This is a genomic window from Rhodomicrobium sp. Az07 (assembly GCF_018619475.1).
GTDB lineage: Bacteria > Pseudomonadota > Alphaproteobacteria > Rhizobiales > Rhodomicrobiaceae > Rhodomicrobium.
In genome coordinates, this window is sequence record NZ_JAHFZG010000013.1 from 1 (window position 1) to 15,775 (window position 15,775).

Consider the following 15,775-nt stretch of genomic DNA (forward strand, 5'->3'; position numbering starts at 1 on the left):
CGCCGTGTCGGCGCGCAACCTCGGAAACGCCGACCCCGTCCTCAAGCGTTTCCTGCACGATCGCCGCCTTCACATCGGACGGCCACGACCGCCGCCGGGCAACGCCGGTGAACACCTCAATGCGCTGGAACGTGTCGGCCCGCGCGCACGACGCCAGCTCCGTGATAGGACTACGACCAGGATTAGACATAAGACGATCCCTCAAGGAACCATCACACTTGCAGCCGTTCGTGCAAAATGGAAGGTGAGGTCAGGACACCGCTTACGAGGCTTTGCAGCCCGGCGTGAATGTGTCAGCGGTCGCCCGCAGGCATGGGATCAAGCCGAGCCTTCTCTTTCGCTGGAGGAAGCTGGCCAAGAACGACGAGAAGCCAGAGCCCGCGCCGGCATTCCTGCCGGTCTCTCTGACGCCGGGCCCGACCCGCACGCGCCGGCCATTCAAAAGCTCGATCTCGATGCGGTTGTCGGCAGCGGGCGCCTCGCTGTCGTTCCGATCGCAGTCCGTCTCGCCGCTCTTCGTTGGCGCCGCCGACATGGGCGCCTTGAAGCGCATTCTCGATATTGCCGACGTGAGGAGCCCATGATCCCGGTTCCGACCGGCGTGCGGGTGTGGCTGGCGACGGGTCACACCGACATGCGCAGGGGCTTCCCGTCTCTGTCCTTGCAGGTACAGGAGGTCTTGCGGCGCGATCCCTTGAGCGGCCATCTGTTTTGCTTTCGCGGTCGCCGCGGCGACCTGTTGAAGGTGATCTGGCATAGTGAGCGCTTGTCGCTCACGGTAAACGTTCGCTCGCGGCCAGGGGGCATGTTTGTTCACGAAGCGTCTGGAGAAAGGCCGGTTTTTGTGGCCGAGCCCGGCAGACGGCGCGATCTCGATTTCGCCCGCGCAGCCTGGCTGTCTGCGCTCCGGGATCGATTGGCGCAATCCGCAAAAAACCTGGAGACCGACTTCGGTTGGCTGACGGTTTGTCTTTGAAGACGCTGGCGAACCATGATTCTCTTGTCGGGTGACCACGCCGCTTGACGCTCTTCCTTCCGACCTTGCCGCCGCGCACGCGATGATCCTCGCCGAGCGCGCCGCCCGGCTTTCCGCGGAGGCTCGGGCCGATACGGCGAGAGCGAACGCGGACGCCGCGATCGCTCACTTAAGGCTCGAGATCGAGAAGCTGCGCCGCTTAGCTTTTGGCGCGAAGATGAACTTGCGGCCGAACAAGCTGCGGCCCGGACGCAAGGCACGCCATCCTCTACGCGCAAGCGTCCATCGCGCAAGCCTTTCCCGGCGCATCTGCCGCGCGAGCGCGTGGTGCTCCCGGCGCCGACATGCTTGTCCGTCTTGCGGCTCGACGAAGCTGTCGAAGCTCGGCGAAGACGTCACCGAGACGCTCGAGGTTGTTCCGCGCCGCTGGAAAGTCATCCAGACGGTGCGCGAGAAGTTCTCCTGCCGGGCTTGCGAGAGTATAGCGCAGCCGCCCGCGCCGTTTCATGCGACGCCGCGCGGCTTTGCCGGACCGAGCCTTCCCTGTTCGAGAAGTTCGGCCAGCATCAGCCTCTCAACCGGCAGAGCGAGCGCTATGCCCGCGAAGGCGTCGAGCTCAGCGTGTCGACGCTGGCCGATCAGGTCGGATCCTGCATGGCGGCGCTGCAACCGCTCCAGTCGTTGATCGAGGCCCATGTTCTTTCGGCCGAACGGTTGTTTGGCGACGACACGACAGTGCCGATCCTGGCGAAGGGCAAGACAGTCACCGGCCGCATCTGGACCTATGTCAGAGACGATCGCCCTTTTGGCGGGACCGCGCCGCCGGCCGCGCTTTAATACGCCTCGCGGGATCGAAGGCAGGAGCATCCCGAGCAGCATCTCCGAGACTTCGCCGGCATTTTGCAGGCCGACGCCTATAGCGGTTATAACGGGCTTTACGATCCGGGGCGTGAAAAAGGCGCCATCGTCTCAGCGCTGTGCTGGGCGCACGCAAGGCGCCAGTTCTTCGAACTAGCCGACATCGCCGCCAACGCAAGGCGCGGCAAACAAGCGCCGGCCATCTCCCCGATTGCGCTCGAGGCGGTGAAACGCATCGACGCGCTGTTCGACATCGAGCGCGCCATCAACGGCCTTTCCGCCAGCGAGCGCCTGCGCGTGCGCCAAGAACAAAGCGCGCCGCTCCTGGCCGATCTGAAAGCCTGGCTTAGCGAGGAGCGCTCACGATTGTCGCGCTCGGCTTCTGTCGCCAAGCCCATCGATTATCTTCTCAAGCGCTGGGATCGCTTCGCCTACTTCCTCGACGATGGCCGCATCTGTCTGAGCAACAACGCGGCGGAGCGAGCGCTGCGCGGCGTCGCTGTCGGCCGGCACAACTGGACATTCGCCGGCTCGGACCGCGGCGGCGAAAGAGCGGCCGCTATCTACACCCTGATCGAGACGTGCAAGATGAACGGCATCGATCCGCGCGCCTGGCTCGCCGATGTCCTCAGACGGCTTCCAGGACACCCAGCCGGCCGTATCGCAGACCTCCTCCCATGGAACTGGGAAAAGCCGGCGGCCTTTGCACAAGCCGCTTAAGCACGCTTACCCTGGGTCTTTGGAGGATGAATCGCTGCCGTTAAACGTGGGTACCAGACGCTAGATTCAATCCACTGACTGATGCTCACGCACAGGTTTTCAACGAGGGGTTGAAAATGATGTTGCGATTCCAGATATAATTGTTTAGAGATTTTATCGTTGTCTGGCACGCGCGGACGTCGACGTAGCGGTCTAACGTATTAAATTTCGTTTGATATGATGCGGTACGAACTCTTGTGCCGCTCTGGTCGGGGCCGAGGTTTCCTGCCGTCGCTCGCGGAGGAAACTGACCGACAGCTACATTAATGTCGAAGTGGGGTTTAAGTCTACTTCTAGGCGCCGGAAGGTACATCGCACGAATTACCATTTTGTTCCACCCACTCACAAGGCCATTACAAATTCTTCCGCGTATTTTGCTATTGGGCCAGCGAAGCCCAAGAACACAAGGATATCTGCTTAACCGAATGTTCCGCACCATCACGGACCGCCTGCAAACGCAAAGTTAATCAAGTGAAAAACACTCCTTCTTATCCGCCATACTGGCATAATTATACGGCAGCGCGTTTGAAACATTTCGATAATTGGACGATAGGGGGAAATTCATCGAGAAATAAACGCCTCAATAAACAGGATGAATGCTCACGCTTTTTGCTTACCTTAATTTTTATGTCGATATCAGCGCTTTATATATCCGGCATCTATGATAAGGCGTTTAGCAGCATTATGTCAGTTATGAAATGGGTTCCATTATTATTTCTTACGATAACACTAATATTTTATACAAAAAAATTAGATATAGGCCGCAAATTTGGTATATATATTTACGTTTACTGTTGACATTATCCGTAAGTGTAATAGTTAGTATAGATAAAAAACTGAGTACGGCCACTTTGGTCAGTATCGCTTTTTTGCTGGTTGCCAGCAATTTATTGATAGTGCATTTAGCGAGCGTAGAACGGCAGAAGCAGTTTTTTGATGTTGTCGCGAATGTAGGGCGTATCGTCATCGTCTCTTCAGGCTTGCTTTGGGTGATGGGAGTTAATCTTGGGCGCGGTGGATCGCGCTTTTCTGGGTGGACAGATAATCCTAATACTCTTGGTCTTGAGCTAGCGCCTACATTAATTATAATGATCGCAGGTATAATTCAAAGGAAGCGGGGCTCATACGTGTGGAATGTTCCCTTTATCATCGCGGGCATTTTCCTGCTTCTGCAGACGGATTCTCGGGCGTCGATATTGTGGGTAGCTGTGTCGACTATGACTTTGGCGGTCATTAGAGTGGGCATTATTCCTGGCGCTCTGCTAGCAATATTTGCTTTCTGCATTTGGGGCGGTTGGGGGGATGAAATACGAAGCGCGCTTCTCGCACTGGTCAATAGGCATCCTGACCCATTTGCGGCAAAAGATTTGTTAAGCGGCCGGTCGGAGGTATGGCAGCTAGCATATGATCTGATTCCGCAGAGACCGCTTCTCGGCTTTGGCATAGGCACCTCTTACCTTGACCGACAGTTACCAATGGATTTTTATCGATCATGAAGGCTTGCATTTTCATAATTCGTACCTGACGGTACTTGTAGAGACGGGTATGGTTGAGTTCTTTGTTTTCGTCGCGATTTTGATTACGGCTCTCCTGCGAGGTATAATGAGAGCCCACCATCAAAGACTGCGGCCCGACTGGGCTACGGCCTCTCTTCCGTTCGTCCTGCTTTCAGGGGCAGTTTTTCACGCTATTTTTGAAACATGGCTCCTATCTGCGGGGAATATGAATTCCCTCTTACTTTGGGTCTGCATTTCATTATTGTGCGCGCCCCGCCCTGCTCGAGGAATTGGGTGGCTTTATGAAACGTCGCCAGGCTTGGCTCGACAGCCAGCCCGATCTCGACCTGGCGCGCCTTGTGTTCAAATGAAACAAGGCCTTCCGCGATAGCCTCGCTCGGCAAACGTAAGTGGCGCGATCAGGCACGCATCACCCATGCCCCCGCCGGATGATCCTCGCGCGCCTTTCGCCATCTCGTGCGGTTCAGCTCGCCATGTGACCTGAAGCGACGCAGTCCTACGTTCTCAGCTGATGATTCCGGAGTGATTGCGCCCACCCGTTGAGGCGGTTTAACCCTATACCTGAATGGGCGTGGAAAGCCAGCGCTCCCAATTTTTGGCCAGTCGTGGCTCTTCGCCGGCTCGGAACGCGGCGCCGACCGGGCCGCTCTTATGGTGACGTTTATCATGACGGCAAAACTCCATGGCGTCGATCCGCTGGCCTGGCTCGCTGACGTGCTGACCCGAATGCCGCAAAGCCGGCTCCGTGAACTGCTGCGCTAGGAATGGAAGCAGTCGAGCTTCAAGGCGCTGCGTAAGCCATGGCGGCGATCGCCTCTGTCGTCACAATCCGGCGCCACCGATCGTGTCCCCGGAAGTGGTGTAGCTGACGGCTTTCATCGCCGATACTCCGGCGGGGCCGGGAAGGTCAGGCAGCCACGGTGGGCGGCCCGGCGAAAGGATCATCGCTCAAAGGCGCGATGGTTTCCAGCGCCATGTATCCGGCGCGCTGCACGGCCCATTCGTCGTTTTGTTCGAGCAGGATGGCGCCTATGATACCGCCGTATCGAAAGTCTGACTCGTGTTGCTGTGTTGCACGACGGCCGCTCGGCCGAGGACATGCTGGGCGGGGTCAAGGCTGGCGCGATCCCGCTCGCCGACCGCGCCTATGACAGCGATGGCTTGCGCCGTGCCCTCGACCAGCGCGGCGCGTGGCCAACATCAAGCTCATGCCGAACCGCAAGAGGCGCCCGGCCTTCTCGGCCTGGCTTTACCGGCAGCGCAACGCCGTGGAGCGCTTCTTCAACAAACTCAAACATTTCCGCGCCGTCGCAACCCGATACGACAAGCGCTACGACAATTTCCTCGCCTCCGTCAAGCTTGCATCAGTCCGGATCTGGCTGCGGGCTTACGAGTCGGTGACCTGGTCCACCAACGACTTGGGGGAAAGTGAATAGATTTGTGGAAAAAAATCGGCACCGGCTATCGGCGCCACTTCTAGTTGTGCTTATGTCCTCCCGCATCCCGGGGGGAACGAAATGATCGGTTACCGTTCAGAGATTGACGGGCTGAGGGGCATTGCAATCGCCTCGGTCGTCCTGTTCCACTCCGGTAGTTCGCAGTTTCAGGGTGGTTATGTCGGCGTCGATGTCTTCTTCGTCATCTCGGGTTATTTGATAACCTCCATCATAATAAAGGAAAGCGCGGCAGAAGATTTTTCTTATCTCAAGTTCTACGCACGACGCGCGCGCCGCATCCTTCCAGCCCTTTTCTTTATGCTAACGCTCGTGACTGTTGCCTGCACGGCGTTGTTCGCTATGCAGGATCTCAAGAGCTATGGCGAACTTCTCGCTTACACGGTCATGTTCGCGGCGAACCTGCGCCTTGCTGGACAGCTCGATTATTTCCATCCGCTCCTGCAGCAAAACCCGCTCCTTCACATGTGGTCGCTAGCGGTCGAAGAGCAATTCTACATCGTTTGGCCGACGCTTTTGCTGGCGTTACTCGCAACCTTTTCCGCACGGCGGGCCATTCTGATCGTTGCCGCGCTCGCACTCGCATCGCTTGCGATATCCGCTGTCCTAGTAGAGATTTTGCCAAAGGCCGCATTCTTCCATCTGCCCTCGCGAGGGTGGGAACTTCTCGCTGGCGCGCTGCTCGCTCTGGGGGCCTTCCCGCGCATTCGGTCAGATCGTATAGCTGAGGGCATGGCCGTCTGCGGTATTGCGCTGCTCCTTGCGCCGGTGTTCCTCTATTCGCCGAAAACGACGTTTCCCGGCTTCGCGGCGCTTCCGCCTGTGCTCGGCTGCGCTCTTGTGATTTGGGCAGAGACCAGCCGGCACACTCGTGTCGGCGCGCTGCTTAGTCTGCGGCCGATCGTGTTTCTCGGCCTTATCTCCTATTCCCTCTACCTTTGGCACTGGCCCATCTTTTCCATCGCAAAATACATGAGCTTACGGGAGCCGCAGGGGCTCGAAGGCCCGACGCTAATCGCGCTCGCCATGCTTATGGGGTGGTTTTCATGGCGCTTTGTGGAAAAGCCGTTCCGCCGGAAAAGTCCTGCCTCGCAAGCCGTGAGGTCGCTGGTGGAACTGCCCCGGCAAAGTCATATTCCCCGCATTCCGCTCACGCGACTTGGCTATGCGGCGGGGGCTTGTGCAACGCTGCTGCTCGCGAGTGGGGGCATGCTTTACTTCACGCACGGTTTACCATCGCGAATTTCGCCCCAGTTCGAGAGCGAGATGAGGGACGCCTGGGTCGTACCGCTCGAAAATTGCTCCGAATTATATTACCTCGGAGATGGCCTCAAGAAATGTGAAACTGGCGATCCGTCTCTGCCTGCGCGCGAGACGGTTATGCTTTGGGGCGATTCCCATGCTCAACACTTTCAGCGTTTGATCTCGGCGATCTGGCCACGGACGACGACTTATTTTCGAAACGCGTGCTCTCCCGTTCCGGGCGTATTTGTAGTTTTCCGCTCTGTCGACGACGGTGTGCAAAGTTGTTTCGATCAGAAGGCCATGATCCTCAACGAAATGCTTCGCACGAAGCCTGACATCGTCGTGTTAGCCGGTCGGTGGTGGATCACCGGGACCGCCTCGGTTTTGACTGAGCCCCAAAGCTCGCCAACGGAGGGCCCGAGAGAAGCCTTCGCGGCAGCGCTCAGGAAGACTGTTGAGCGCCTCACCGACGCGGGCATCAAGGTTGTCGTCATGGACCAAGTCCCCGAAATTCCCGCAAAGGATAGCCGCTGCCTCGGAACCTATAGGCTGGCCGGCTGGAACGAGTGCTACTCCGCATCGCCAGAGTTCGTTGCCGATCGGCAGGGCTGGGTCAGCGATATCGTTCGTGCCACAGTCCGAGACAATCCGCGAGCCGTTTTCTATGACGCCAAGAGAGTCCTCTGCGCCAGTGGAACGTGCAACGCGTTTCTGGACGGAAACCTGCTCTATCGCGATGGCGATCACCTCTCACCCAAGGGCGCTCTTGCGCTCGTGAGCGATTTCCGCAACGCTCTGCCGCCGAACTTTTTGCCAGCCGCGCCAGATGAAAAGGCGGAAACCGACGGAACACCCATGGGAACGCTTTCGTCGAGCTTTTGGTCGGCCGTCTCGGAAGACGCACCTCGATGAGCAGGCCCGACAACGGCTCGATATGGTCATTTGACCTAGTACTACAGTTGCATTTAGTCTGATGAAGTGATTCCCTTTCCTCACTGATTCGAGGGAGGGATGGCATGCGGGTCGCTTCATGGACAGGTTCGTTTCTCGATTGGGAGCAAGAGTTGGCGGCGTTCAAGGCGAGGCTTGCCCCGGTATTTCCAAGGCTTGAACTTCGCCAGACGTCCGGTCATTTTCTGGACGGCCTGTTGTCGGGGATCGAACGCAAGACGGGCTGGCTGATGGCGGAGCAAGCGGGATTGGAGCGTCCTTACCGGATGCAGTCGCTTCTGGGCCGCAGCCAATGGAGCGAAGACGGTCTGCGCGACGCCGTTCGCGGCTATGTCATTGAAACGCTTGGCGACGCCGACGGTGTCTTGATCGTCGATGAAACGGGCTTTGTGAAAAAAGGAACGTCTTCGGTTGGAGTGGCCCGGCAATATTCGGGCACGGCGGGGCGCATCGAGAATTCTCAAATCGGCGTTTTCCTGGCTTATGCGAGCCGGTTCGGGCAAGCGCTGATCGACCGGCAACTCTATTTGCCCGACGCCTGGGCGAAAGACGCGGACAGGCGGGCCAAGGCGCAAGTCCCCGACGAGGTCGGCTTCGCCACCAAGCCCCGGATCGCCTGCGATCTCATCGAAAGAACGCTCGACGCCGGCGTCCCTTGCGCTTTTGTCCTGGCCGACGCGGTATACGGATCGGATTCGCGCCTGCGGCGCATGCTCGAAGGGCGCGGCCAGCCCTATGTTCTGGCCGTGAGATCCAATCATTGCCTGCAGTTCATCGGCGAGGACGGTTTTGTGCAAACCGACCCTGCGACGCTTTGCGATGCGCTCGATGCCAAAGCCTGGTCGGCTCATGCGGCAGGAGAGGGGAGCAAAGGGCTCAGGCTTTACGATTGGGCCTGCATCGGCCTGCCCTTTCCGTGCGATCCTCGCTTCGAGCGCTTTGTTCTCATTCGCCGCAACAGGCGCGCGCCCGCCGAGCGGGCCTATTACTTTTGCTTCGTTCCAGCCGGCACGGCGCTCGCCGAACTCGCAGCCGTCGCAGGCCTGCGCTGGACCATCGAAGAATGCTTCCAGAGGGCCAAATCCGATCTCGGTCTCGATCATTGCGAAGCGCGCTCATGGCACGGGTGGCATCGCCATATGACCCTCGTCATGGCTGCGGCGGCCTTTCTTGCCAGGCTTGCCGCCGATGTGCGACGCGCCGCTGCTTCAGGCAAACCGAACAAAACGAGTCCGCCCGCAATAATCGCCGCCTGACCGTCATGGCCGCGCTCGCCCCATCCGTTCCGGAGATCCGCTATCTCCTCGCTCGCATCCTCCTGAAGCCGCCTCTTGGCAAAGCCTTCATCATCGCCTGGTCGCTCTGGCGACGAACGCATCAGTGGAACGCCGCTTACGCCCATTACAAAAAGCGCAAGGAAACGCAACTGTCGCAAAGCAAACAACGTACAGCCTGCGGCAGCAAACTACGCGGTCTCGTAAATTCTGCTGAGAGAGACGTAGCGCTTGGCATTGAGCCTGATCTCCTGGCGCTCGCCCTCGGTGAGCGGGCGGGCAATCCGGGCCGGTGCGCCGATAAGAAGGACATTCGCGGGATACTCCACACCGGGGAGAACGAGCGCGGCGGCTCCGACAAGGGTATCTTCTTCTAGCCGCACGCCGTCGAGCAGCCGCGCGCCAAGTCCTATGAGGCAATGATTTGCGATCGAGCATCCGTGAAGGATGGTTCCGTGTCCGATGGAAACCTCATCGCCAATGCTGACGGGATGACCGGCTCTGCAATGGATGATTGCGCCATCTTGAATATTTGTCCGCCGCCCGATCCGGATCGCGTTGGCGTCACCTCTTACGACGGCATAATGCCAAACGCTGGCGCCCTCCGCGATGTGCACGTCTCCCAAAATCTTCGCGGTGTCGGCGATGAAAACATCGCTGTGGATTTGCGGCGCCGGAAGCCCCGCACGAAAGGGCGCGCTTGGCCGGAGGTTAGGCCCTGAAAATGGCCGGATTGATTGGGTCACCATTGACTCGGACCGGTTGGAGGAGTTTGAGCGAGGGCCGTAGCGCCGCGCTCATGATTGTCTATACACTATCAGTTAATTGATCAAGAGCCTTGTCCGCCCGCGTCCTTGCTTTTCCAGAAGAAGCTTTTCGTGCAGCTTCCGACGCTAGGCCACACGCCCATAATGGGATCCCCAAATCGGACGCTTTGTGATTCCAACACCCAAACGAGGGAGTTTCTCATGGCGCGCTTCGATCTGACGGATTTCGAGTGGTCTGTGATCCAGCCTTTGCTGCCGAACAAGCCGCGCGGGGTTCCGCGTGTAGACGACCGGCGCGTGCTGAACGGCATCTTCTGGCGGCTGCGCACCGGCGCGGCGTGGGCCGACATTCCGGCGCGTTACGGCCCGCATACCACCTGCGTGAACCGCTTCAACCGCTGGCGCAAGGCGGGCGTGTGGGACCGGCTTCTCGACGCGATTTCAAAGGCTTAAGACGGCGACATCCAGATGATCGACTCGTCGTCCATCCGCGTCCACCAGCACGCGGCCAACGGAAAAAAAAGCCGTCCGATCCCGTTGCATGGGTCGCTCGCGCGGCGGCCTGACGACGAAGATCCACGCGCTCGTCGACGCCAACGGCCTGCCGATCGCGTTGAAACTCACCGAGGGGCAGGCCCATGACGGCCGCTCGGCCGAGGACATGCAGGACGAGGTCAAGGCCGGCGCGATCCTGCTCGCCGACCGCGCCTATGACAGCGACGGCTTGCGCCACGCCCTCGAACAGCGCGGCGCGTGGGCTAACATCAAGCTCATGCCGAACCGGAAGAAACGTCCGGCCTTCTCCGCCTGGCTCTACCGCCAGAGAAACGCCGTCGAGCGCTTCCTCCACAAGATCAAACATTTCCGAGCCGTCGCAACCCGATACGACAAGCGCGACGGCAATTTCCTCGCATCCGTCAAGCTTGCGCCAGTCCGTATCTGGCTGCGGGCTTACGAGTCGGTGACCTAGAATCAATTGGTTGCCAGTGCTCTTTGGGGCGCATACGTTTGCTGGGGAGCGAGCAGCAACGTGAACCAAACGTATGCGCCAGAGCACTGGGCGAGTTCAGCCTCGCAGCCGCGATCGTGCGCCAGCGCCAGCAGTTCGACCGTCACCTTGCGCGCGATAGGCAAGATTATTGAGCGCCATCGGCTTCTTGCGGAGCGCGTGAATGACATGGCGATAATCGACCACGTGCCCGCCCTTCTTGTCCGAGGCCGGCTGCCCGCGTTTGAGTGTCATCACAGGCGTCGAGCCGAGAAAGCATTCAAGGCGGCCGTCGTAGATCCGAACGCGCAGGCGATGACCGATCAGCCGTGACGGCGCGGTGTAGAACACCCGGCGCAGGACGAAGCCGCCGCTCGACGTGACCGTGACGAGCTTCTCCTCGTAATCGGCGGTGCGCCGCGTCGGCAGCGGGGTGAGCGCCGCCCGCTCCAGTTCGATGCGCTTTCGGTTATGGGCATTGCGTCGGCCGACGATCTCGTCGACGAAGGCGCGGTAGCTGTCGAGGTCTTCGAAGTCGCTGCTGGCGCGGAGCAGAAGCGCGTCCTTGAGCGCCCTCTTCAGATGGCCATGGGCGCTCTCAATGGACCCGTTCTCATGCGCGATGCCGCGATTGTTGCGCGTCGGCGCCATCCCGTAGTGACGCATGAGGCCCTCGTAACGCTGGGTCAGGTCGTCCTTTGCTGTCTTGTCCAGATTGCGGTACGCCGCCGACAGGCTGTCGCTGCGGTGTTCCTTCGGCACGCCGCCGAGCGCCCAGAGCGCGTTCTGCAGACCCTCGGCCAGTGCCACGAAGCTCTCGCCGCCAAGGACGACATGGGCGTGCGCGAAGCCGGAGAACGCCAGCCGGAAGTGATAGAGCCGATGATCGAGCGCGACGCCCGCAATCGTAATGCAAAGCTCGCTCGTGTCCGTGAAGTCCGAAAGGCCAAGACGGCCGGGCTCATGTTGCTGGCGGAAGATGACATCGCGCTCTGGCCCTTCGACGGCGCGCCAGGTCCGCATGCGCCGTTCCAGCGTGCGCCGGATATTGGGATTTAGGCCGGGATGCCGCCGCCGGATTTCGTCGAACACGGCGATCGACCGGATGCCCGGCGCCGCTTTCAGGATGGGAACGACCTCGGCATCCCATATCTCAGCGAGCGGATCGGGCCGCCGGCGCCCGCGCGGCGCCTTCTTTTGGGAGGGCAGACGCGGATCGTTCTCGATCCGGTAGCCGGTCGCGGTGCTGAAGCTGGCCTTGGCGGCGGCAACAGCGGTGTCGTGGGTCTGTCGGAAACTCATATACAGCCTCATCTGATGGTCGGTGATGTGGAGGCCGGGCAAGCGATGATCCCTCGAGATTGAGACGAATCAGTAGCTTGACGCCGTCCCGCTCGACCGCCAGACGGGTTCGAAAAAACGCCGCCGCGGATAACCGCCGTCAGTCGGGCTGCGCCCTCCTTCCGTCAGTTAACCCCGGCAGTCTCATCCTGATTGACGCTGCCCTCTCATCTTGTTTGTTGCGGCGCATCCAGATGCTAACGCGACAATCAAGAAAACCGGAACATCCGAAGGCTGATTGACGCTCCCGTCAATCAAAGGCCTTGCCAGGAACGCGCCAAGCGTCAATCATCATATCGCTCGGCCGCCTCGTCTCATCCTGATTGACGCGCCGTTCTCACCCAGGTTGTCGCGCTACACGGTGGCGCGATTCCGGCAGGAACTCGACGCCGAAGCGCGTGCCTGCGTGCGTTTCGAGACGCGGCCCGGCAGGCAGATGCAGATCGGCCCGTGCGCACAATCCAAAGCACCCCTTCTACGAACATGCGGTTGTCGCGGCCGGACGAACCACGCGTACGCTCATCGCCGATGATATGCCGCGAAAAAAAGTCCACACTTCAACAATCGAAAACGCCTATTCGGCCTCCTCATTGCTGCGCGCGGTCGCCTCTGAACGTAAGCGGCGACCAGTCCGTTATACTAAATGCTGCACGAAATGCTACAACGCATTTCAATAAGTCATTGATATTACGTCGACAACTCCTTCATTAAGTAGCCAATGGCTCCCTCTCTCTCCGCCAGTTTCATGTTTTTTACAGTCCAACAAAGTCCGGCCAGGCGGTCTTGCGGCATGCTCGCCATATGCGGATTGCTCCAACGTTTTGTGGAGCGTAGATAGTGAAAGACTCGGCGAACTCGAACATAAAATGCGGGAAGTGACCGGTTTGCTGTTCGCATAGTGCGAGAACGTATACGGGGCGTCGCGAGCAAAACCTTCGCCATGCTGCTGCATCCCGTTCTTGCAGCAGGGGAAGTTGTTGCCGCTTTCCTGGCAGTTGCACGTATTTCTGCAATACCCCCTTGCAACGCGGGCAAGAGACACACTATCCCTACAATAAAAATGGAGTTTTACATTGGATATCCCACGTATTTTCAATGTCACCGAGAGCGCTCACCGCATCCATAACCCGTTCACGTCTGAAAAATACGCCACGCTCGGGGCCGTCTTGCGCTTGGAGCCAGAGACTCGCGTGCTTGACCTTGGCAGTGGTTCTGGCGAGATGCTGTGCACTTGGGCGCGTGATCATAAAATCACCGGCTTGGGCGTTGATATGAGCACAGTGTTCCACAAGCAGGCAGAGCTTCGCGCTAAAGAGCTTGGAGTTACTGATCGGGTCCGGTTCATTCACGCTGACGCTGCCGGTTACATTGCCGACGAAAAAGTCGGAGTGGCTGCTTGCGTCGGCGCTACATGGATTGGCGGCGGCGTTGCCGGAACCATCGAGCTTCTGGCGAAAAGCCTCAGCCCCGAAGGAATCATTCTCATCGGTGAGCCTTATTGGCTGAAATTGCCGCCAACGGAAGACATCGCAAAGAATTGCGATGCCACCGCTATTGCTGATTTTCTCATGCTTCCGGAGCTTATCGAATCGTTTGAAGCTCTTGGCTATGACGTTGTGGAGATGGTTCTGGCTGATCTGGAGGGCTGGGACAGATATTCGGCGGCCATGTGGCTCACCATGCGTAAATGGCTCAAAGCGAATCCTGACGACGATTTTGCACCAGAGATTCGAGCGCATTTGACCTCGGAACCAAAGCGTTATGTCACGTATACGCGGGAATACGTTGGCTGGGGTGTGTTCGCTTTGATGGCGCGATGACGTCCGCGACACTTCCCGGCTTGACCTTGCCTTTTCCAAGCTCGGTTTTTTCGCCCGCCATGGCCACCTCATAAGCTGCCATGAATTCCGGTGACCAGGGTAGACCCGGAAGAGTCCCGTTTGAAACGCATCCCTATTGACTCAGCCTTTGGTTACAGATCTGATTCAATTCAATTAGCCATTACGTCGTTAATGAATTCAGTTCGGTTGAACCGACTCGATTTGCCTCGGAGACGGCGGCCTGCGAGGAACCGTCCGGAGCACCTCTGTAGGCCCGGTTTCGGACCTCACGCGCGTCACGGCGATTGTGTCGCCGAGCCCGATACCCACGACATGGCAAGGGCGCCCCGGATCTGTCATGCTTCAGTCATCACACGCGGGTAACTTGTTCTGTCACCAAAATGTCAGGGACTCACACGCACAGCTTGCCGATGCACTTGTTTGACTGGCTTCTAGCCCTTTTTTGCGCGATTGCCGTGGCTATCCAGCTTCTGAGCGCGCTTCTTGCGGGATTTCGATGTTCGCCACTTTTCGGTCTCTCACGACCGGCGCGTGGTTTCGCTCAACCGGTAACGATCTTGCGCCCTTTGCGCGGAGTCGACACGCATGATGAACTCACACTGCGATCGGGCTTCACACTCGACTATCCAGATTATGAGCTCATCTTTTGCTGCGAGGACGCAAACGATCCGGCTCTGACTCTCGTAAGAGATCTGATCGCGGCCCATCCCGAGATCCCTGCACGGGTCTTGATTGGTCGGGACAAAACGACAGCGAATCCAAAACTTAACAACGTTATCAAAGGGTGGGAGGCGGCCCGCCACGATTGGATCATCCTCGCGGATTGCAACGTGCTCATGCCTTCGGACTACATCCAGCGTCTCCTGCAAGGGTGGCGGGAAGACACCGGAGTTCTCTGCTCGCCGCCAGTGGGTTGCATGCCGAAGGGCATCTGGGCCGAAATCGAATGCGCATTTCTGAACACCTATCAACTGCGCTGGCAGTACGCCGCTGACAGCGTCGGGCTTGGCTTTGCCCAGGGAAAAACGATGCTTTGGCGCCGGTCGCAGCTTGAGCAAGCCGGCGGTATTCGCGCGCTAGGCGAAGAGATCGCCGAAGATGCAGCCGCGACCAAGATCGTAAGGCGCCAGAGGCTTCGCGTCCGGCTTGTCGATCGCCCCTTTGGGCAGCCATTAGGGCATCGATCCCGCGCCCAAGTCTGGAGCAGACAGCTTCGGTGGGCGCGGCTAAGGCGCGCGACATTTCCAACCGTGTTTATTCCGGAGCTGCTTTCCAGCAGCCTGTTGCCGATGCTTGCAGGCGTCTACGCCGCCGATCAGGCCGGCCTGTCGCCAACGTTCGCCCTGCTCATCCTTATGGTTCTTTGGTTTGGAAGTGAGGCTGCCCTGGCAAGAGTATCGGGATGGCATCTGACGCTGACGTCGCCGGTTGCCTGGGCCGTACGTGACCTGATGCTGCCTTTCCTGTGGATCGCGGCCTGGTCAGGGGACAGCTTTTCATGGCGCGGCAATGAAATTCCCCTCACCCGCACGACCGAGGCCTGATCGACAATGGCAACGCAAAACGTCCCGGTATCCTTCGAAGGAACGAACGGGGCCTAGCCGAAAGCCACCCGTTACGAAATCGCCGGATGCCCATCTGCCCCGCGGTGCACCCCACCGGCAAGAAGACCTGGGCGCTTTGCTACGTGATACTGGCGGCTGCTCACGCTGGCGACTTGCCCGGTGGTGGGATTGGAAACCGCCCGGCAATAACGAGCAAGGAACAGCCCACGCTTGGCGAACAGAGGAAAGTCGCCCAAAGC

At 59.0% G+C, this 15,775-nt stretch carries 8 protein-coding genes and 8 pseudogenes; 13 read left to right on the top strand and 3 right to left on the bottom strand.

Annotation, left to right across the window (positions count from 1 at the left end; genetic code table 11):
• The coding region (locus KKP04_RS10550) for a transposase (RefSeq protein WP_215030662.1) at positions 1-190 on the bottom strand (190 nt) is incomplete at its 3' end.
• Between the two features lie 76 nt (positions 191-266).
• Here KKP04_RS10550 and KKP04_RS15750 point away from each other — a divergent pair.
• The 6 genes and pseudogenes from KKP04_RS15750 to KKP04_RS10575 all read left to right on the top strand — a co-directional run.
• Positions 267-584, top strand: a pseudogene (locus KKP04_RS15750) (transposase); the annotation flags it as partial.
• A gap of 50 nt (positions 585-634) precedes the next feature.
• Positions 635-700, top strand: a pseudogene (locus KKP04_RS15925) (hypothetical protein); the annotation flags it as partial.
• A gap of 142 nt (positions 701-842) precedes the next feature.
• On the top strand, positions 843-962 hold the full coding sequence (locus KKP04_RS15930) for a hypothetical protein (RefSeq protein ID WP_371818770.1): 120 nt from the start codon (positions 843-845) through the stop codon (positions 960-962).
• A gap of 96 nt (positions 963-1,058) precedes the next feature.
• A pseudogene (locus KKP04_RS10565) lies at positions 1,059-2,554 on the top strand (IS66 family transposase).
• A 737-nt stretch (positions 2,555-3,291) separates the two neighbouring features.
• Positions 3,292-4,089, top strand: a complete 798-nt coding sequence (locus tag KKP04_RS10570; RefSeq protein ID WP_215030665.1) for an O-antigen ligase — start codon at positions 3,292-3,294, stop codon at positions 4,087-4,089.
• A 621-nt stretch (positions 4,090-4,710) separates the two neighbouring features.
• A pseudogene (locus tag KKP04_RS10575) lies at positions 4,711-4,872 on the top strand (transposase domain-containing protein); the annotation flags it as partial.
• Between the two features lie 145 nt (positions 4,873-5,017).
• On the opposite strand, the pseudogene KKP04_RS10580 reads toward KKP04_RS10575, so the two are convergent.
• A pseudogene (locus KKP04_RS10580) lies at positions 5,018-5,146 on the bottom strand (IS256 family transposase); the annotation flags it as partial.
• 38 nt (positions 5,147-5,184) lie between these two features.
• Between KKP04_RS10580 and KKP04_RS15935 the strand changes: the two are divergent.
• The 5 genes and pseudogenes from KKP04_RS15935 to KKP04_RS10605 all read left to right on the top strand — a co-directional run.
• Positions 5,185-5,546 (top strand): annotated as a pseudogene (locus KKP04_RS15935) (transposase); the annotation flags it as partial.
• A gap of 81 nt (positions 5,547-5,627) precedes the next feature.
• Positions 5,628-7,721 carry an acyltransferase family protein gene (locus KKP04_RS10590; RefSeq protein ID WP_215030668.1) on the top strand — a complete coding sequence of 698 codons (2,094 nt, stop codon included), beginning with the start codon at positions 5,628-5,630 and terminating at the stop codon, positions 7,719-7,721.
• Positions 7,722-7,825: 104 nt separating this feature from the next.
• Positions 7,826-9,016, top strand: coding sequence for an IS701 family transposase (locus tag KKP04_RS10595; RefSeq protein WP_215030671.1), 1,191 nt, complete (start codon positions 7,826-7,828; stop codon positions 9,014-9,016).
• A gap of 5 nt (positions 9,017-9,021) precedes the next feature.
• Positions 9,022-9,411, top strand: a complete 390-nt coding sequence (locus KKP04_RS15530) for a hypothetical protein (protein ID WP_251134046.1) — start codon at positions 9,022-9,024, stop codon at positions 9,409-9,411.
• A gap of 591 nt (positions 9,412-10,002) precedes the next feature.
• Positions 10,003-10,771: pseudogene (locus tag KKP04_RS10605) on the top strand (IS5 family transposase).
• An 89-nt stretch (positions 10,772-10,860) separates the two neighbouring features.
• Here the strand turns inward: KKP04_RS10605 and istA are convergent.
• Positions 10,861-12,103, bottom strand: a pseudogene (istA, locus tag KKP04_RS10610) (IS21 family transposase); the annotation flags it as partial.
• Between the two features lie 1,100 nt (positions 12,104-13,203).
• Between istA and KKP04_RS10615 the strand changes: the two are divergent.
• Entirely contained in the window at positions 13,204-13,950 is a 747-nt protein-coding gene (locus tag KKP04_RS10615) for a cyclopropane-fatty-acyl-phospholipid synthase family protein (RefSeq protein ID WP_215030677.1), read from the top strand.
• A 431-nt stretch (positions 13,951-14,381) separates the two neighbouring features.
• Entirely contained in the window at positions 14,382-15,515 is a 1,134-nt protein-coding gene (locus KKP04_RS10620) for a ceramide glucosyltransferase (RefSeq protein WP_215030680.1), read from the top strand.
• The last annotated feature ends 260 nt before the right edge of the window (positions 15,516-15,775 follow it).